20 protein-coding genes are annotated in these 18,113 nt (G+C 38.4%); 11 read left to right on the forward strand and 9 right to left on the reverse strand.

What is annotated here, in order from left to right:
• Nucleotides 1–131: 131 nt before the first annotated feature.
• On the reverse strand, nt 132–719 hold the full coding sequence (gene slmA / locus I6F42_RS07340; RefSeq protein WP_004335558.1) for a nucleoid occlusion factor SlmA: 588 nt from the start codon (nt 717–719) through the stop codon (nt 132–134).
• 111 nt (nt 720–830) lie between these two features.
• Entirely contained in the window at nt 831–2,024 is a 1,194-nt protein-coding gene (coaBC, locus tag I6F42_RS07345; RefSeq protein ID WP_197151625.1) for a bifunctional phosphopantothenoylcysteine decarboxylase/phosphopantothenate--cysteine ligase CoaBC, read from the reverse strand.
• Between the two features lie 144 nt (nt 2,025–2,168).
• On the opposite strand from coaBC, the gene radC reads away from it, so the two are divergent.
• The 3 genes from radC to rpmG all read left to right on the forward strand — a co-directional run bounded on the left by radC (nt 2,169) and on the right by rpmG (nt 3,521).
• A complete protein-coding gene (gene radC / locus I6F42_RS07350; RefSeq protein WP_007581936.1) occupies nt 2,169–2,843 on the forward strand; it encodes a DNA repair protein RadC in 675 nt (224 codons plus the stop codon).
• Nucleotides 2,844–3,117: 274 nt separating this feature from the next.
• On the forward strand, nt 3,118–3,354 hold the full coding sequence (rpmB, locus tag I6F42_RS07355; RefSeq protein ID WP_004335549.1) for a 50S ribosomal protein L28: 237 nt from the start codon (nt 3,118–3,120) through the stop codon (nt 3,352–3,354).
• Between the two features lie 11 nt (nt 3,355–3,365).
• Complete coding sequence (gene rpmG, locus I6F42_RS07360) at nt 3,366–3,521, forward strand: 50S ribosomal protein L33 (protein WP_004335545.1); 156 nt, start codon at nt 3,366–3,368, stop codon at nt 3,519–3,521.
• Nucleotides 3,522–3,656: 135 nt separating this feature from the next.
• On the opposite strand, the gene I6F42_RS07365 is transcribed toward rpmG, so the two are convergent.
• Nucleotides 3,657–4,583 (reverse strand): manganese-dependent inorganic pyrophosphatase, encoded by a 927-nt coding sequence (locus I6F42_RS07365; RefSeq protein WP_007581938.1) that lies wholly within the window; start codon nt 4,581–4,583, stop codon nt 3,657–3,659.
• 118 nt (nt 4,584–4,701) lie between these two features.
• Here I6F42_RS07365 and I6F42_RS07370 point away from each other — a divergent pair, with 118 nt between their 5' ends.
• Nucleotides 4,702–5,217: a hypothetical protein gene (locus tag I6F42_RS07370; RefSeq protein ID WP_007581940.1), complete on the forward strand. Its 516-nt coding sequence runs from the start codon at nt 4,702–4,704 to the stop codon at nt 5,215–5,217.
• Nucleotides 5,217–6,026, forward strand: a complete 810-nt coding sequence (gene mutM / locus I6F42_RS07375; protein ID WP_197151626.1) for a bifunctional DNA-formamidopyrimidine glycosylase/DNA-(apurinic or apyrimidinic site) lyase — start codon at nt 5,217–5,219, stop codon at nt 6,024–6,026. The genes I6F42_RS07370 and mutM overlap by 1 nt, the downstream gene beginning before the upstream one ends.
• Before the next feature lie 359 nt (nt 6,027–6,385).
• Here mutM and I6F42_RS07380 read toward each other — a convergent pair whose 3' ends face one another.
• The 4 genes from I6F42_RS07380 to I6F42_RS07395 are packed head-to-tail and all read right to left on the reverse strand — an operon-like array spanning nt 6,386 to nt 9,938.
• Nucleotides 6,386–6,886, reverse strand: a complete 501-nt coding sequence (locus I6F42_RS07380) for a DUF3299 domain-containing protein (protein WP_007581943.1) — start codon at nt 6,884–6,886, stop codon at nt 6,386–6,388.
• Between the two features lie 14 nt (nt 6,887–6,900).
• The gene (locus I6F42_RS07385) at nt 6,901–8,160 is read right to left on the reverse strand and encodes an ABC transporter permease (RefSeq protein ID WP_197151628.1); all 1,260 of its coding nucleotides are present in this window, start codon (nt 8,158–8,160) and stop codon (nt 6,901–6,903) included.
• Nucleotides 8,157–8,855 carry an ABC transporter ATP-binding protein gene (locus tag I6F42_RS07390; protein WP_010553319.1) on the reverse strand — a complete coding sequence of 233 codons (699 nt, stop codon included), beginning with the start codon at nt 8,853–8,855 and terminating at the stop codon, nt 8,157–8,159. Before I6F42_RS07390 ends, I6F42_RS07385 begins: the two co-directional genes overlap by 4 nt.
• Nucleotides 8,856–8,864: 9 nt before the next feature.
• Complete coding sequence (locus tag I6F42_RS07395; RefSeq protein ID WP_197151630.1) at nt 8,865–9,938, reverse strand: CDP-glycerol glycerophosphotransferase family protein; 1,074 nt, start codon at nt 9,936–9,938, stop codon at nt 8,865–8,867.
• Between the two features lie 178 nt (nt 9,939–10,116).
• Here I6F42_RS07395 and I6F42_RS07400 point away from each other — a divergent pair, with 178 nt between their 5' ends.
• The 5 genes from I6F42_RS07400 to I6F42_RS07420 all read left to right on the forward strand — a co-directional run bounded on the left by I6F42_RS07400 (nt 10,117) and on the right by I6F42_RS07420 (nt 15,552).
• Nucleotides 10,117–11,220 carry a phosphoribosylaminoimidazolesuccinocarboxamide synthase gene (locus tag I6F42_RS07400; RefSeq protein WP_024606992.1) on the forward strand — a complete coding sequence of 368 codons (1,104 nt, stop codon included), beginning with the start codon at nt 10,117–10,119 and terminating at the stop codon, nt 11,218–11,220.
• 122 nt (nt 11,221–11,342) lie between these two features.
• Nucleotides 11,343–12,005: a methylamine utilization protein gene (locus I6F42_RS07405; protein ID WP_197151632.1), complete on the forward strand. Its 663-nt coding sequence runs from the start codon at nt 11,343–11,345 to the stop codon at nt 12,003–12,005.
• Nucleotides 11,998–14,313 (forward strand): EAL domain-containing protein, encoded by a 2,316-nt coding sequence (locus tag I6F42_RS07410; RefSeq protein WP_197151634.1) that lies wholly within the window; start codon nt 11,998–12,000, stop codon nt 14,311–14,313. Before I6F42_RS07405 ends, I6F42_RS07410 begins: the two co-directional genes overlap by 8 nt.
• Nucleotides 14,300–15,133: a DUF3034 family protein gene (locus I6F42_RS07415; protein WP_197151636.1), complete on the forward strand. Its 834-nt coding sequence runs from the start codon at nt 14,300–14,302 to the stop codon at nt 15,131–15,133. Before I6F42_RS07410 ends, I6F42_RS07415 begins: the two co-directional genes overlap by 14 nt.
• Nucleotides 15,133–15,552 (forward strand): group 1 truncated hemoglobin, encoded by a 420-nt coding sequence (locus tag I6F42_RS07420; protein WP_010553315.1) that lies wholly within the window; start codon nt 15,133–15,135, stop codon nt 15,550–15,552. The genes I6F42_RS07415 and I6F42_RS07420 overlap by 1 nt, the downstream gene beginning before the upstream one ends.
• Here I6F42_RS07420 and I6F42_RS07425 read toward each other — a convergent pair.
• Nucleotides 15,539–16,561, reverse strand: coding sequence for a glycosyltransferase family 9 protein (locus tag I6F42_RS07425; RefSeq protein WP_010553314.1), 1,023 nt, complete (start codon nt 16,559–16,561; stop codon nt 15,539–15,541). The genes I6F42_RS07420 and I6F42_RS07425 overlap by 14 nt on opposite strands.
• 88 nt (nt 16,562–16,649) lie before the next feature.
• On the opposite strand from I6F42_RS07425, the gene I6F42_RS07430 reads away from it, so the two are divergent.
• Nucleotides 16,650–17,489, forward strand: a complete 840-nt coding sequence (locus I6F42_RS07430) for a sulfurtransferase (RefSeq protein ID WP_197151638.1) — start codon at nt 16,650–16,652, stop codon at nt 17,487–17,489.
• Nucleotides 17,490–17,728: 239 nt separating this feature from the next.
• Here the strand turns inward: I6F42_RS07430 and I6F42_RS07435 are convergent, their stop codons facing one another.
• Nucleotides 17,729–18,088, reverse strand: a complete 360-nt coding sequence (locus tag I6F42_RS07435; RefSeq protein WP_182682849.1) for a DUF5522 domain-containing protein — start codon at nt 18,086–18,088, stop codon at nt 17,729–17,731.
• Nucleotides 18,089–18,113: the final 25 nt, after the last annotated feature.

An 18,113-nucleotide genomic window follows, 5' to 3' on the forward strand; every position in this document is an offset into this window, starting at 1 on the left:
TCGTATTATGACATTGTTTCATTGTAACGAGTTTGGTTCATAATTCGAGCGGATCAGATAAATGGCAGCTACATACGACAAAACGACCCGCAGGTCGTTTTTTGGTATTTAATTTATTAATTTAGCAAACATTACAGCCAAATTTTTTGTAGCTCAAGCCATTGTTTTTCAAATTGAACACTTGGTTTTGCTTTAAAGTCGCTACGTACAAACTGATTCATTTTGCCTTCAACGTAGGCAAGTAAAAAGTTTGCAAGTGTAAGCTCATCACTTTGAAAGTTTTTACCTTCACGTAATTTGCGCTCACGAAGCACTTGTTTAAACTGAGTTTCTAGTTTTTCAAACAAGGTTTGTACACGTTCGCGTAAACGTTCCTGCTCACCTTGCAGAGCATCGCCCGTTAAAATACGAGTAATACCTGGGTTTTTTTCAGCAAAGGTTAAAAGTAATAATAGAATGTTATAAATGCGCGTTTGGCTTTCTTTTTCGTTTTCAATAATAATATTTATACGAGATAAAAGGGTATCTTCAATAAACTCAATTAAGCCCTCAAACATACGCGCTTTGCTCGGAAAATGACGGTATAGCGCGGCTTCAGACACACCCACCTCAGCAGCTAGTTTTGCTGTGGTGATGCGTTGTCCTAAATTAGTTTCTAACATTTGTGCGAGTGCTTGCAGTATTTGCTCTTTGCGATTACTTCTTTTTGTCGCAGGCATGAACATTCCTTTTTATTAGTTATTCTTAGTGGCGCAGTTAAGAACCCTAGTCATTTTTTGTTCAAATGATTGGCGTATGTTAATGTTTTATTCAGTTTGTTTCCAGCCTTTTTATAGATGTTTAGCCAGCTGTTCGATCACCTTGCGAGCTATTTCTATTTTACTTGTTGTTGGTAATTCTAGTTGTTCATTGTGCCAGTACAGTGTTAAAGCATTATGATCGGAATTAAACCCTAAGCCACTTTTTGATACGTCATTAGCGCAAATCATATCTAGATTTTTATTTTGTAGTTTACCTTTAGCATAGCTTTCTACATTTTGAGTTTCGGCGGCAAATCCAACCGTATAGGGGCGGTTTTGTGTAAGGTTTGCAATAACTGCAATTACGTCAGGGTTTTTAGTTAAAGTAAGAGTGAGTTCGTCGCCTTGCTTTTTCATTTTTTGAGTCGCAATTTCTGCAGCTCGATAATCCGCAACCGCAGCGCAACCTATAAAAGCATCTGATTGTGGTGCATAGGTAAGTGACTCAGTTAATAGCTCCTCAGCGCTTTCTATATTTATTAAATTTACGCCAAGAGGCGCTTTAATCGTAACAGGACCCGAAATTAAATTAACCTTAGCACCGAGTTGTAAAGCGGCTTCTGCCAGTGCATAACCCATTTTTCCAGAGCTGTGATTTGATATAAAACGTACCGGATCGAGAGGCTCACGCGTTGGGCCTGCTGTTATTGTAATTGTTTTTCCTGCAAGTAATTGCGGTTGCTCTTTTGCTGTACATAGTGCAACTAGCTCATGTGGCTCTAACATGCGCCCAGCGCCTATATCGCCACACGCTTGCTCACCTTTACCTGGGCCCCAAATAAGTACGTTACGTGCTTTTAATGTGGCTAAATTAGCTTGTGTTGCTGCGTGTGCATACATTTGCTGGTTCATGGCTGGCGCAACTGCGACTTTTGCAGGCGTTGCTAGCAGTAACGTCGTTAGTAGGTCGTCAGCAATGCCGGCTGCCATTTTAGCAATAATATTACAGGTAGCAGGAGCAACTAAAATTAAGTCAGCCCATTTTGCAAATTCAATATGCCCCATTGAAGCTTCAGCAGAAGGGTCTAGTAATGAGTCAGAGACTGTTTCTCCACTAACGGCTTGCATGGTCAGTGGTGTAATAAAGTGTTTAGCTGATTCAGTCATAACTACTTTTACTTCACAACCAGAGTCTTTTAATCGCCTAACGAGTTCTGCACATTTATAAGCTGCAATACCGCCGGTAATACCTAGTACAATTTTTTTGTTTGTTAAGTTAGTCATGGATGTTCATCAGTTTTTATTAAATATTGGGCTTAAAATAACAAATCTTTACCCATACAGCGAAGTTTTTTAATTCGAAATAACAGGCTAAATTTCAAATTTGCATTACATTTATAAGACACTTTCGCCTCTCAAGGATGAATAATGCAACTTACTTCACTACCAAACTCACTTCGACCTCGTGAAAAGCTCATAGCAAAGGGGGCTAAGGCGCTGACTGACGCAGAGCTTCTTGCCATATTTTTACGAACAGGGTTACCGGGAATGAATGTAATTGAGTTGGCTCAGCATTTATTAAACGAGAATAAAACACTTCATAATTTGTTTAATGCCAGCATTGAGGAGTTTTGCTCTCAAAAGGGGTTAGGGACCGCTAAGTATGTTCAGCTACAAGCTGTGTTAGAGCTAAGCCAACGTTATATGCAGGAGCGTTGCCAACGAGACGCCGTGTTTAATTCGCCAAACTCAGTTTACGATTACCTAACAATTCAAATGCGAGGCTTACAACAGGAAGTATTTATGGTGTTATACCTAGATAGCCAAAATAGATTAGTAAAAGATGAAATACTTTTTTATGGCACAATTAATTCTGCCAGTGTTTATCCGCGTGAAGTGGTAAAGGCTGCGCTTAAAAATAATGCAGCCGCTGTTATTTTTGCGCATAATCATCCAAGTGGTATTGCAGAACCGAGCCAAGCAGACAAACTTATTACTAATAAATTGCAGCAAGCACTGCAATTGGTCGACATAAGTGTGCTCGATCACATCATTGTTGGTGGAGAAACGTGTGTTTCGTTTGCCGAGCGAGGCCTGATTTAGCTTTGTTAGATACAGAAGTGTGTTAAAAATGAGCTGTTTAACGTGTTTTGGCAAATTAGTTTAATTTAAATGCAGTTTTTACTTTCCCTAAGGGCATTCGATCTTTATAATTAGCCGCTATCAAATTTACATATATGAGCTGATTGGATAGATCAGTGTTTGATCTTTGCCTGTAAAAGCTGTATAAAGAGCGCCCTTCGATTTATCTCTAGGGCGGAAATACACGGCCTTAGATTAAATTAAGCTCGAGCGAAGTTATTGGAGATATATAGACATGTCTAAAGTATGTCAAGTTACAGGTAAGCGTCCTGCGGTTGGTAATCACCGTTCACACGCGAGAAACGCGACTAGACGTCGTTTCCTACCTAACCTACAAACACACCGTTTTTGGGTTGAAAGTGAAAAACGTTTTGTAACATTACGCACTACTACTAAAGGTATGCGTATTATCGATAAAAAAGGCATCGACACGGTTCTTACAGAAATCCGTGCTCGCGGCGTTAAAGTTTAAGGATCTGAATCATGCGCGATAAAATCCGTTTAGTTTCAACTGCCGGTACTGGTTTTTTCTACACTACTGACAAAAACAAACGTAACATGCCTGAGAAGATGGAAATCAAAAAGTTTGATCCAAAGATTCGTAAACATGTTCTTTTTAAAGAAGCTAAAATTAAGTAATTTTAGTTCTTTTAGAATTTAAAAACCCAGCTTAGGCTGGGTTTTTTGTTTTTAAAAATATGATTAGTGAATTGATATAAAAAAACCTCGTTGGCATAACCAACAAGGCTTTTAAATCAATAAATGAAAACACAATTAGATTTTTGTGAATGCATCTTGTAGTGGTGGTACTACTTGCTTTTTACGGCTTAGTACGCCATCTAACCATACTTTATCATTCTCTGGTTTTACACCGTAAGCCTGCTCAACTAAGTTTGCATCGTCAGATACAATTAGCATTTCTGAGCCTTCTTTCATTATATCGGTAAGCAGTAAAAATACAGAGTGGCGATTACCCTCAACTTTTAGCTTAGCAATATCGGCTGCAAGGTCTGCTTTAATGTCGTCAAAAACAGCAAGGTCGATTACTTCTAGTTGGCCAATGCCTACTAGGTTACCGTTCATGTTGAAATCTTTAAAGTCACGCATTACTAAATCACGTGCTGGTGTGTCTTCTACCGCAGATTTAACACGGAACATATCCATACCCAGTTCTTTAAAATCTTCTACGCCTGCAATTTCAGCTAGCGCTTCAACACATTTAATATCGGCAGTGGTACATGTTGGTGATTTAAATATGACTGTGTCGCTTAAAATTGCACACATCATAATGCCCGCGATGTCTTTAGGGATTTCTACGCTGTAGAAGTCGTACATCATTTTAATAATGGTGTTTGAACAACCAACAGGACGAATCCAACATTCAAGCGGAGTAGATGATGTTAAGTCACCTAATTTGTGGTGATCTACCACGCCAACAACGCGAGCTTGGTCGATATCATCGGGTGCTTGTGTTTTTTCTGTGTGATCTACAATATACACATCTTCACCCGCGTAGCTTAATTTAAGCTCTGGTGCTTCGAAGCCAAATTTATCAAGGATAAATTGAGTTTCAGGTGAAATTTCACCAAGACGAGTTGGAATTGCAGGCTCATCGATTTGGTTTTTTAAATAAGCCAGTGCAATTGCACCACAAATAGAATCTGAATCTGGGATTTTATGGCCCACTACATACATAGACATTGACGGAACTCCTTTAAATTTGCAGATATTCTAACAAAGTCTGCGGCCTTTAACATATAGACAGCGCAATTAAGTTTTAGTTACACTTTAAAATCTTGAATTTACTAGGTGTATTAATATGCGACTGGGCCGTAAAGGTTGGAACAACGTTATAATATTTTCGATGTTGATTATGATCTTCTTCTTAAATGGCTGGCATAAGCAACTTTTGGGAGGGGAGGATAAACCAACATTACAAGCCGTACTCCCCCAGCAAAGTTTTGTACTGACACTGCAATTTGTTGATCAAAAAATTGAGCGAATAGGAACAAGCTGGCGTACAACCCCACTACAAAAAGACATACCGCTTGTGTGGCAAGCATCTGAGCAGCAACTTAGTGATTTAATTAACCAATGGCAAAGCGCGCAGTTAATGGGTGTTAACGAATCTGTTGTTTTTAATCCTAATGCACCTTTATATGTTGCTACATTTGAGTTGGCTGGCGAGAGTTTACCTTGGGTTTATTTGCTTTATAAAGGCGATGGGCAATATTACTTACTCGAAAAGAGTAGCCAACGAATACTCGCACTCGATTTAAAAACTGCACAGCAGTTATTTCCTAGTTTTGATTTTTCACAAAGTGAGTCTAATTAATGCCTGAATTACCAGAGGTAGAAGTGAGCCGAATGGGCATCACTCCCCACGTACAAAACCAAGTTGTTACAAAGGTAAATATTTACAATGCCAGTATGCGCTGGCCAGTGCCAGATGACGTGTATCAACTTGAAGGGCTAATTGTTACTAGTATTGAACGACGAGCTAAATACTTACTTTTACACTGTGAACTTGGGAGCACTATTTTACATTTGGGTATGTCAGGTAATTTACGTGTTGTAGATAAAAGTGAGCCGCTTAAAAAGCATGACCACGTAGAGTTTATTTTTGGTAACGGTAAAGCACTGCGCTTAAACGATCCTCGTCGCTTTGGTTGCTGCTTATGGCAAGAGCCAGGTGAAGTGCATAAGCTACTCTCTAAGCTTGGTCCTGAGCCGCTTACCGATGATTTTTTTGCTAAACGCGTGTACGAACAGTCGCGTAATAAAAAAGTACCCGTAAAGCAATTTATTATGGATAACGCAGTGGTGGTTGGTGTTGGTAATATTTACGCGAATGAATCGTTATTTAAAGCGGGTATACATCCAAAGCGAGAAGCGGGAAAAGTATCGCTCAAACGTTATCAAGCACTTATTCCTATTATAAAAGACACGCTTGCTGCGGCCATTATGCAAGGTGGTACAACGCTTAAAGACTTTGCACAAAGTGATGGTAAGCCCGGGTATTTTTCTCAAGAGTTATTAGTATATGGGCGCAAAGGCAAGCCATGTATGACGTGTGAAAACGAATTGGAAGAAATTAGATTGGGGCAGCGCAGTACTATTTTTTGCTCAAATTGCCAAAAGTAGTTATCTAGGGCGTGTTGACCTTTCGTGATTAATTTTGCAGCAGACTGTTTGGTATTTAGGCAAGGCAGAGCCTATGTAGTGTGGTTATTCCCCATAAATTGGCGATAACGCAGCATAAATGCCAAACATGCGCTGCCCTTTGGGTTCTTTCTAGGGGCGATTAACTCTTTGTTGCTCGATTTTTACTTAGCCCGCTAGGTTACAAACCTCGCGCCGCGATTAAATCGCCCCTAGATTGAACAAATTTCAATCCACAAAGATCAACACGCCCTAGTTATTTGAATATTCAGTTATTTAAATTTTATCGATTCTAAATTTAATGATATTTAAGGGCCAGCTTTAAAAGCGGGCCCTTTATTTTAAAGCTCGAACGGTGCTACACCGACCGCTTTCATTTTATATCCTACCTGCGCTATTTCGCCCGACCATGTTTCAGTACTTATTATTCCAGTTACAACAATTGCGTCGTATAGGCTATCTATTGGTACTCCACCTTTAATTGTTACATGGACTATTTGATTTGGCGGTGGTGGTGGTACGTGTATACAGGCGCCAAAATAAGGAACGAGTAAAAACTCGGTAATTACTTCGCTATCGCCCTCAAGTGGCACAACAAAACCAGGCAAACTCACCGATTGGCCATCAAGTGCCTTTACCACTGGAGCATCTAAATCGGGTTGCACCCAGTTTTGATCACTACCTTCGTGATTAGCTTGTGCTTGAGTGTCTATTTGCACGTGGTTTTTAGGGATTAAGTCTTCCCAAAAAATTTCTTTTGGTGGATTAGCATAACTCGCTACGCTTATAAATAATAAGCCAATAGCAGCAATGTACTGAAAAGCTGTTTTAAAAAATGTCATAAAATCCCTAAAAATTATGCTTTTATACTCATACCATCGCTGAGTGAATAAAAATAAGCGCGAGTAGCGGGTATTAAGCCAATAATAAAACCTGCGGCCATAATAACCCCGATTAAGCCCAGTTCATAGTAAGAGAGCATTGTGATATTTACGCTTATACCGGCATGACTTTGTAAGTAACCGCCGGCTGAAAAAATAACTAAATAATAAAGCACACTACCTGCTAGGCAACCAAGTAAAGTGGTCAGTAGTGACTCAATACTTATAAGTGTAAATAAATGCCAAGGGCGAGCGCCCACCGAACGTAATATAGCAAGTTCGCGACGACGCTGACTTAAATTTGCAAGCAATGTCGTTAGCATGCCAAGTAGGCTTACTAACACGACAACAGCTGAGAATAGCAAAAGTATTTTTTCTACTATGGCGAGCATTTCCCATAACTCTTTAAGTGTTACGGTTGGCATAATCCCAAGCAGGGCTTCTGGCTTATATTGATTTATATTGCGCCTAATTTGTAGCGTGTATAAAGGCGATTTGAATCCCATTAAAAATGCCGTAATTTGTTTTGGATGTCCAACTAGGTTGTTATGTTCGTCATGCTCATGCTCATGCTCATGCTCATGCTCAAGGCTAGCTTTACCGCCGTGAATTAAATCGATAGCAGCCAAAGGAATATGCAGCGTTTTATCAACAGGCGTGCCAGTAGGGTTTAAAATACCGACGACTTTAAATGGGTTGTCGTCATGATGATGAAAACTGGTGTTACCCATACCGTGCGATATAACAATAGAGTCGTTAAGTTTATAACCTAATTTATTTGCAACTTCACTACCTAGCACCACTTCGTTAATTGCAGCAAAAGGGTGGCCTTTGTTAAAGGTTAAGTTTTGTTTTTTTGCAAAGCGATAATGGCTAAAGTAATCAAGTGTTGTGCCTAGTACCGCTTGGCCTTTATGGCTGTCGCCTAGGCTTATAGGTATGCTCCATTTTACGCCTCGCTGACTTGTTATGTATTCATAACTTTTCCAACTTACGCCGTTATTAGTATGGCCAATTCTAAATACTGACGAAAGTAGCAACTGTATATCGCCGGTACGCGCACCAACAATTAAATCAGTGCCCGAAATAGTATTACTAAAACTACTTTTAGCATCAATTCGTACACCTTCAATACTCAAAAGTAGCATTACACTAATTGCGATAGTAAATAATGTAAGCAGTACACTTGCGCGGCGATTTAATAAGCTTTTGTAAGCAAGTTTAGTGATGATCATACCTGCTCCTGCAAATTTATAAGGTCAATGGAGCGGTTAAATAAAGGCTTTAGTGTTTCATCGTGGCTCACAAATACCAACGTACTATTAGATAGCTTTGCCTGCTCAAACAGTAGCTTTATAAAGCTACCACGATTATTTGTATCGAGTGCAGATGTGGGCTCATCAGCAATTATTAATTCAGGGCTGCCTATAAATGCGCGAGCGGCAGCAACGCGCTGTTGCTGTCCAATACTCAATGTCGCTACATCTTTATGGTGATACTGGGCAGTAAGGCCTAAAGCATTTAATAACCGTATCGCTTCTTTTTGTAAGGCAGAGTTTTTATTTGATGATTTCTTTAATATTTTTTGTTTTCGGCTTTTTGAAAACTCACACCCAAGCGTTATATTTTCAATAGGGGTTAAATAAGGAAGCAGGTTAAAGTTTTGAAAAATGTAGCCAATGTGATCCGCTCTAAAAATATCACGGGTAGTATTGCTTAATGTAGTTAGGTTTTTGTCTAAAATTGATACCTCACCGCTGGTGGCTGTATTAATACCAGCAAGAATCGCTAACAATGTCGATTTACCTGAGCCACTAGGACCGTGTAAAAAAATATGCTCACCTTTTTCTATAACCAACTCTTTTATGTTGAGCGTGGGTGAGCTATCGCTTTTATGCCACTTAAAAGTTACGTTTTTTAGGTTGATCATTACTTTATTTTACCATTTCCAATAATTGAGGTTTCTGCGCGTTTTAAATTGCCTAATAATATTAAATGGCTTAGGTTTTAGTTTATCTTCACTTAATAAAAACTCATTTGTTGCAGCAACTACGCGTTCACTCGACTGCCCATCAGTATATGGATGAAGCTCTTGGCAATAGTTTTCAATGTTTTTCATAAGTGTTTTAGGGTACGTGAAAGCCTGCTCTAAGGCTTCTTCAACTTTATTAGGGTCTGTTACATTAAGTAGGTGTTCCTCAGGAGCATTATTACAAAAGGTGACCACAGGTTTTCGTTGGACTAAAAACATTAAAAGTACTGATGATGTATCGCATAACATAACATCGGCTGATTTTAATAAAGGGACTACGTCGTCGGTCTCAATAAACGTTAAATTTTGATTGCTTAATGCCTTATATTTGCTCACCAATTCAGTTGGCATTTTTGGATGAAATTGCATTAAAATTCGCCATTTTCCGGTTTCACTAAAATGTTTTATTTGCTCATATAGCTTTGGTGCAAGCGATAGTCGCTTTGAAAATGTAGAGCAGATTAATAAGGTTGGTCGGGTGTCTGATTTATTTGTATAAGGCGTTTCGGTGATGCCATCAAATAATCGGTCAAGAGGAGGCCAGCCAGTTTCTGTTACCTTGAAATAGCCTAGTTTTCTTTGTAAGGCTTTAAATGGGATTGTTGTATTTGGGCCTTGTGTACAATACAGGTCGAAACAACCTCTAGCTTTAAGATGATCGTTATTCCCTTTTTTATCTAGCTTACCTGCATCAAAGCCATGAAACACACCTACTTTGATACCAGGGAAAAAAGTGGGTATTAAATTAGCCGGTGCAAACGTTGCATCGGGTTTCCATTCGTGAATATCTTCTATTGTATTAAGCCGTTTTTCTTCTTTTTTTAAAAAATTAGGATTGACTGCCAAACCTTGTAAAAACCAGCGCACTTCGCCACCATTAGCTAGTACTGCAGCCTGAATAGGTCTCAAAATAGCGTACGAGTAATTTTGAGAAATATACATCAAGTATTTTTTATTTTTAGTGGCAGTTAAGTAGTTCAAGCTATCTCCTCAGGCTAGTTAGCATAGTAAGTTTACCCCATTGCGACTCGCTTATAAATATATGCCTTTATTTGTTTTAAGCATCCGATTGAGCTTTGAGGTTGGCTAGATTATTATACAATCCATATAACCCCATACCATACTTTGCTCAAAGAGCATCCCTAACCCCGGAGATAGCATGACTAGCTATAAAGTTTTAGACGTAAACGATGATTTACCCATTCGTACCAAAGGTGAAGTACACAGCGGTAAAGTTCGTTCAGTTTATTGGTTAACTGATGAAGACAGCGCACGATTAATTAAAGACAAAGGCTACCAAGTACCGACAGGTACTGAGCTTGCGATTATGGTTATTTCAGACCGAATTTCTGCATTTGATTGCATTTGGCAAGGCGAAAATGGTTTAAATGGCGTACCAGGTAAAGGTATAGCGTTAAACTCAGTGGCAGCCCATTGGTTTAAGTTATTTGATAAAGCGGGTCTTGCGGGTAATCATATTGTTGATATTCCGCATCCGTATGTGTGGATTGTACGCAAAGCCAGTACAGTAAAAGTAGAGGCAATTGCTCGCCAATATATTACGGGTAGCATGTGGCGTGACTACGCTAAAGGCATACGTAACTTTTGTGGTATTGACTTGCCAGAAGGTTTAAAAGCGAACCAAAAGCTTGATAACGTTTTAATTACGCCATCAACAAAAGGTATTATTGAAGGCGTTGCTGATATTCCGCCAGTTGATGATGTAAATATTACTCGCGCTAACATTACTAATAACTTAGATGTATTTAACTTTAAATCGGCAGATGACGTAACCAAATACGAAAAACTGTTAGTTGAAGGTTTTAAATTAATTAGTGATGAGCTAGCGAAGCTTAACCAAATTTTTGTAGATACAAAATTTGAGTTTGGTTATGTAGAGGATTTAAATGGCGCGCAACAGCTTATATATATTGATGAAGTAGGCACGCCTGATTCGTCACGTATTTGGGATGAAGCTGCATACAAAAATGGTAAAATTGTTGAAAATTCTAAAGAAGGTTTTCGCCAATTACTTATTAATAATGTGCCAGAGAGCGACGTATTATTAAATAAAGATCGCATGAGTGAGCGTGAGCAATTAGCAAAAGATTATATTTTACCAGAATCAGTAATGCTTGAAGTGTCAAATACCTATGTTGGCATAGCGAGCAAAATTGTAGGTAAAGATATTGTGATCCCCGAAGATCCTCGCCAAGAAGTAATTACTATTTTAGATAACGATTACGGATTAATTGTTAAATAGCAGCACTTAAGTGCTAACAAAGCCAGTAACTAAGTCTTTATTTTTAGTTACTGGGCTATAATTCTTGCAATTAGTGCTCGTCTCTAATTAACTTAACCTAACATTAATATTTAGGTGTTGTTATGTTTGAACGGGCATTGCAAAAATTTGTAAAAAGCAGTTACTTTTTAGCTATAGGTTTGTTTTTTAGTCAGTTTGCTTTAAGTGCTAATATTGATTTAGTAATACAAAATCAACATGGCCAAAAGTTATCAGGTGCAGTGATTGAGCTTAATATTGCTAACAAACAGGCCACACCATCAAATTTGCCCATTGCTATAATGGATCAAGTCCATAAGCAGTTTTTACCCGAATTATTAGTTGTACAACAGGGTCAAAAAGTTAACTTTCCTAACAGCGATAATATTCGCCATCATGTTTATTCTTTTTCACAAGCTAAGCCTTTTCAACTAAGATTATATTCAGGGCAACCAAAAGAGCCCATTACGTTTGAGCAGCAAGGTGTTGTTGTTTTAGGGTGTAATATTCATGATTCTATGGTGGGCTATATTTATGTATCGAGTAGTGAATCCGTATATAAAACAGATAAAAAAGGCTATGTTAGTTTGCCTATTAATACGCTGCCTGCACAAATGAGTGTGTGGCATCCTTTACAAACAGCACCATTGGAGAATAAAAAAATGATAATAATCAATTCTCAAAAACAGTTACAGATAACAGTGAACACATCAACCCCAGCACCTAGAAATACTTTTGGTAGTAAGTTTAAGGCTGGTAATGACTAATAGTTTACGAAATCGAATAACCATTTTATGTGTTGGCTTAGTGTTATTAACCACTATGGTCAGCTTGTTTAGTTTTTGGTGGTCTACGAGTAAATTTCAAGAAGAAAAAGTAAATCAAGACATTACCGTAGCGCAAAATGTTTATAAGCAATATTTAAAATCAAAAGAAAGCCTACTACTAACCGCAGCAAAAGTACTCACCTCCGACTTTGGTTTTAAGCAAGCTGTAGCAACGCGAGATGCTGGGACAATAAGCAGTGTGTTGTTTAATCATAGTCAGCGTATTGATGCCGAATTAATGCTGCTACTTGATTTGTCGGGTAGGCTAATTTCCGCCAATACTGAAGAAGACGCTTTTGCACATAACTTAAAGCCGTTAATGGAAGAGCTTTTAAATGCGCCAGAAGAGTCTAGTTTTGTGGTGCTTAATAACGAGCTGTATCAAATTATTTTATTACCTGTAAAAGCGCCACGTACAGTGGCCTATAGTTTGGTGGGCTTTAAAATTGATGACAATGTAGCCCATGAACTAAAAAGCTTAACAGGCATGGATGTAAGTTTTATAGGTAGCGCTGACGATATTGTTATTAGTTCATTAGCTAATCGCCCTGAGCAATTTGAACCTGTTAACTATTTTAGCACTGTAACCACGTCACGTTTTTTTGGTGAGTACTTGGTGTATCGTAACCGCGATATAGACCTACCATCGTTGTTGACCCATCCTATAATTATTTTACTGAGTGCCGATTTAACACAAAGTTATAGTGACTTCGAAAAACTTCTTTTTACACTTATTATTTTAGCTATTTTAACTATGTTTGTAGGTGTTATTACGAGCAGCATATTTGCAAATAACTTAACTACGCCACTTACTCAACTAGCTGTAATAGCAAGGCAATTTGCACAAGGTAATTATGCATTTGAATTTAAAGGGCGAAGGCAAAGTACCGAAATAGACACGCTAGTCGCAGCGTTTGATAGCATGGGTAATGATATTAATCAGCGCGAGCAACAAATTAGCTTTCAAGCCAGACACGACTCCCTAACAGGCTTTTATAACCGCTCAGCCATGCTTGAGGTGCTTGATGAAGAGTTAGATTCATCAGCCGAGTACACGCTCGTTGCAATAGACATAAAAGGTCTTCGTCATATTAACGACAAGTTAGGCCCGCGCATCGGCGATGACTGTTTAAAAGCAGTAGCTTGCAGAATAAGCGAGTTTTCGGACGAGTTAGGGGGCTTTCATGCACGTATTGGTGGCGATGAGTTTTTAACGGTATTTCCGACTGCTGCAGTACGTGAGAAAAAAAGCGGTATTGTTGGCTTAATGGCGCAATTACAAGCGTGCTATACAATTCAAACACTTAAAATTAATTTACGCTTCAGTGCGGGCATTGTGCAGTATCCTACGCAAGGTATTGCGAGTGATGACTTAATGCGCCGTGTACTAATTGCAGTAGAAAGTGCAGCCAATAATCAAGAAAGCATACATCACTATCAAAATGGTGAGGACGAAGCGCATTTAGAACGCTTAATAATGCTTGATGAATTAAAGCAGGCAATTAGTGATGACGATGGCCAGTTATTTATGACCTATCAGCCAAAATTACATATGAAAACGCAAAAAATAGATAAAGTTGAGTCACTTATTCGCTGGCAGCGAAAAGATGGTAGTTGGGTTAATCCTGAACTGTTTATTGATTTAGCTGAGCAGTCGGGGCTTATAGTTGAGCTAACCGCGTGGGTAGTTAATACGGTTATTGCACAAGTCGCTGATTGGCAATCTAAAAATATAAACTTACAGGCTGCAATAAATGTATCTGCGCAAGATATAGCATTTCCAGGTTTTCATTCCGCATTAGTACGCACACTTAAAAAGTATAAAGTAGATCCTAAATTGATCACTATTGAGCTTACTGAGCGCGATATGATCGAAAACGAAGAGAAAGGCATTAAAGCGCTCGAAAATCTTAAGGCAATTGGCGTTAAAATATCATTAGATGATTATGGTGTAGGGCAAACATCACTTGGCCGATTAAAAATGTTACCGATTGATGAGCTTAAACTAGATAAGTGCTTTATTTTAAAACTTGATGAGTCACAAAAAGATCAATTTATAGTGCAATCATCAATCACGTTAGGGCACCAGCTAGGCTTTTCTGTTGTAGCGGAAGGTGTTGAAACATTGGGTTCGCTAAACCTACTTAAAAGTATGCATTGCGACCATGCACAAGGATATTACCTAAGTAGGCCTCTAAAAGCAGAACTATTAGAAGAATGGCTGGAGGAATACTATGAAAAAAATTAAATACTTATTAGCAAGTTTGTTCTTAATAATTAGTGTACCGAGCATTGCAAGCAATGGAAAACTGCTAGCTACGCCGGGAGTCTCTCAAATAGAGGGCAGCGGTGGCGGCGGGATTGTGCCATGGGCACAACTTGCGGGATACGCAAGTGATGATGAGTTTTCGGTAAATGGCTTTTGTAGCCGCGCAGATGTAACCGACTACACACTTGATGTATGTGGTGCACAGCTTAATTTATTTAATCGTGTAGAACTGAGCTATGCACAGCAACGCTTTGATGTGCCTGGACTTGATACTGAAATAGAGCAATCAATCACGGGTGCTAAAATACGTTTATACGGCGATATTGTTTACAGTGATTGGCCACAACTGAGCTTGGGTATTCAACATAAATCATTGGATGATGGCAGTGTTGCAAAACTTGTAGGCGCAGAAGATACCAGCGGTACAGACTATTACCTCGCTGCGAGTAAATTACATTTAGGGGCTATTGCTGGCTATAACTGGTTTTGGAACGTAACTACACGATACAGCGAAGCTAATCAACTTGGTTTGCTTGGCTTCGGTGGAGAAAATGGTAGTGGTAAAGTGCTATTTGAAGGCAGCACAGCACTATTTTTTAGTCGTGAAGTAGCCGTAGGTGTTGAGTATCGTCAAAAATCAAATAACTTAAACTTAGGCGAACAAGATTGGAAAGACTTATTTGTAGCATGGATGCCTAATAAGCACGTAAGTGTGACAGCGGCTTACCTTGATTTAGGAAGCATTGCAGGAGCTGACGATCAAACAGGTTGGTATTTATCGGTAACAGGGTATTGGTAATGAAAAGCGTTGGTATTTTTATAGTCTGCGTAGGATTGCTTTGTAGTTGTGCTAGCTCAACGCAATTATCGCTTTATCAAAAGCTGGATGGTAAAGCGGGGATAGGCAGAATTGTTGATAGCTTTATCTATCAAATAGGTAATGACGAGCAGATAATTCATTACTTTGAACACAGTAATATAGCGTACTTTCGCCAAGGGTTTATTACTCATATGTGCATGTTAGTAGAAGGCCCATGTACATACGATGGCGACTCTATGGTGGCTATTCATACTGGTATGCATATTACAGAGAAAGATTTTAATCATGTTGTTGATTTGCTTATAAATGCAATGAATGAGCAAAATGTTAGCCATAGTTTACAAAACGATATTCTTTCTAGAATGGCGCCACTTCGTGATGAAATCATAAAAATGTAATTTTATTTTTTAGTAAAGAAAATGCAGCTTCAACTATTTTTTCTGGTGAAATTTCTTTAATTATTTCAGCATCATTTAAACTACTGCCATTGGCAACTAGAGATATTTTGTTCTCGCACTTAGGTTCTACAATACTCCAGGGTGAAGTTCCTAAACCAACTACAGCAACGAATGCTGTTTTTGTTGCAGCAGCTATATGCATTGCACCGGAATCGATCGTAATTAATAAATCTACACTGGCAATTATATCGACAAGTTCGGTCAGTGTTGTTTTACCAGTTAGGTCTTGGAAATCAATACTATTCTCTATTAAATCTGTAGATATTTTTGCATTGTCTGTTATCTCTTGGTTGTCCCCAACCAGTACAAAATGAGACGGTAATGTTTGGTTTATAAGAGCTAACGATTGAAACGCTTGAGATGATGGATAGTGTCTATACTTTTTTACTAAACCACCATAATAAACTGCAATCGTAGGTTTATTACGATCAGCTTTAATTAATTTACTTCTTTTACTAAAAACGTAAGTTGAAGGGGATGTAGTAAATGGTTGGTTATGTGGTTCATTTACTAAGCGGCAATATCTATTTATGTAGTGGTGATTATTATTAATCTTGTATTTGTGGCTTAGCAGCCAAGAACGTCCATTCTTTTTATAACCTATTTTATATTTTATATTTGCTAGAGTGCAGAGTAAAGCGTCAGAAAAGGCACTTTTCATAATTATGGCTAGTTGAACATTGTGCTCTTTTATTTTTTTTGCTTGATAAAAAATAGATTTTTTTTGCTTTTTATCATGACGCTCGTCAATCATAACCGTCAAATTAAAGCGGTCATCACGTTTAAATATGGGGGCTAAAAGAGGGTTAACTAGGACAATTATTTTATTGTTAGGGTAGAGTTCTCTTAAAAGCGATATTGCGGTCGTATTATTAACTGCATCACCAATAAACTTTGGATGAATGACTAAAATTGTACCTGTTATTTTTTTATTTATCGGTAAGGTCATAATTAATATACTGTCTTAATTAAATTATTCATAATTCTAACTCAATTTTTTAAGTAATATGTATTTATTTATTTATTGGATATAAACCATGAAAAACCTTATCACCTACCAACAACTGCAGGCACAACTCCACAACCCTGCATTAGTGATATTTGATGCAGGTATGCTGCGCCCAGGTGTTTTGGGTACTTATTCGCCGCAAGCAATGCTGCCCAACGCTAAACGTTTTGACATAAAAAACGAGTTGGCCGATAGATCTAACCCCTTACCAAGTACGGTATGCAGCGAGCAGCAGTTTACCCACGTGATGCAAAATGCAGGTGTAAATAACGACTCGTTTATAGTTGTATACGAAGATGGCGGTTTATTTAGCGCGGCAAGGGCGTGGTGGATGTTTAAAGCTATGGGGCACCACAACGTAAAAGTACTCAGTGGTGGCCTTAAAAAGTGGTTAGAGAGCGGTTACGCCACACAGCAAGGTTATAGCAAATCGTTAGGTAAAGGTGATTTTACGGCAAGCTATAATTCTGAGTATTTTATCAATAGCCAACAAGTGGTTGATGCAATTGATGAGCCCAGCACTGTATTGTTAGATGCACGTGCTTATAAACGTTTTACAGGCGAAGAAAGTGAACCCCGAAAAGGCATGCGTAGCGGGCATATCCCAAATAGTCGCCCGTTACCTTTTATGGATTTACTTAATAAAGGTGAAGCCAAACCACTTGCCGAAATTAAAGCGATATTTAATGACGTAATCGGTGATGTGCAGCAGCTACAATTTAGCTGTGGCTCAGGTATTACAGCGTGTGTTTTAGCGTTATTTGCTACCGAATGTGGTTACAGTAATTTAAGTGTTTATGATGGCTCGTGGAGTGAGTGGGGCGCAAGTGATTCATTGCCCATCGCCTCTAAACCTCTTTGTGAATAACAGTATTTAAAAATATTACTCACAAGGAGAAGTGAAAGAGAAGAAAATGAGAAGATAAAAACCAGTGCTTACTCGTATTTGAATACTATTTTTATACAATCGCTTACTCTAAAAGCGCAGCGCCTTTAAACCTTTTTGTGAATAATTGCATTTAAAAATATTACTCACAAGGAGAAGTGAAAGAGAAGAAAATGAGAAGGTAAAAACCAATGTTTGCTCGTATTTGTATTAAATGGTTTTTATTTTCTAAAACCATAAGGGCAATTTTTACAACCATTTTTGCAGCACGAACCACGCTTTAAAAAAAACCACTTACTAAATATCATGTAACCACTTTGCATGGTGTAGTCGAGCCCTTCAATTAAATTGTCGTTACCTCTAAATTGTTTTGCAAAGTCTATTTGGGTTTTAATAGGTTGTGTATAAACACCCTCTAAAAAAGTATTTATTTTATTAAGCGTGCACTTGCGGCATAAACAACTTGTTGCTGTGATATCAAGCGGTAAAATAGCCGGCAGCTCATTGCACCAACACGCTGATATATCGTCTACATTACACGTTAGAGTACTGTGGCATTGAGTGCAGTTAAGTTCAGTCATTATAATTCTTTTTAGTAACAGTGAG

This window comes from Pseudoalteromonas sp. SWYJZ12 (assembly GCF_015864395.1).
GTDB classification, from domain to species: domain Bacteria; phylum Pseudomonadota; class Gammaproteobacteria; order Enterobacterales; family Alteromonadaceae; genus Pseudoalteromonas; species Pseudoalteromonas arctica.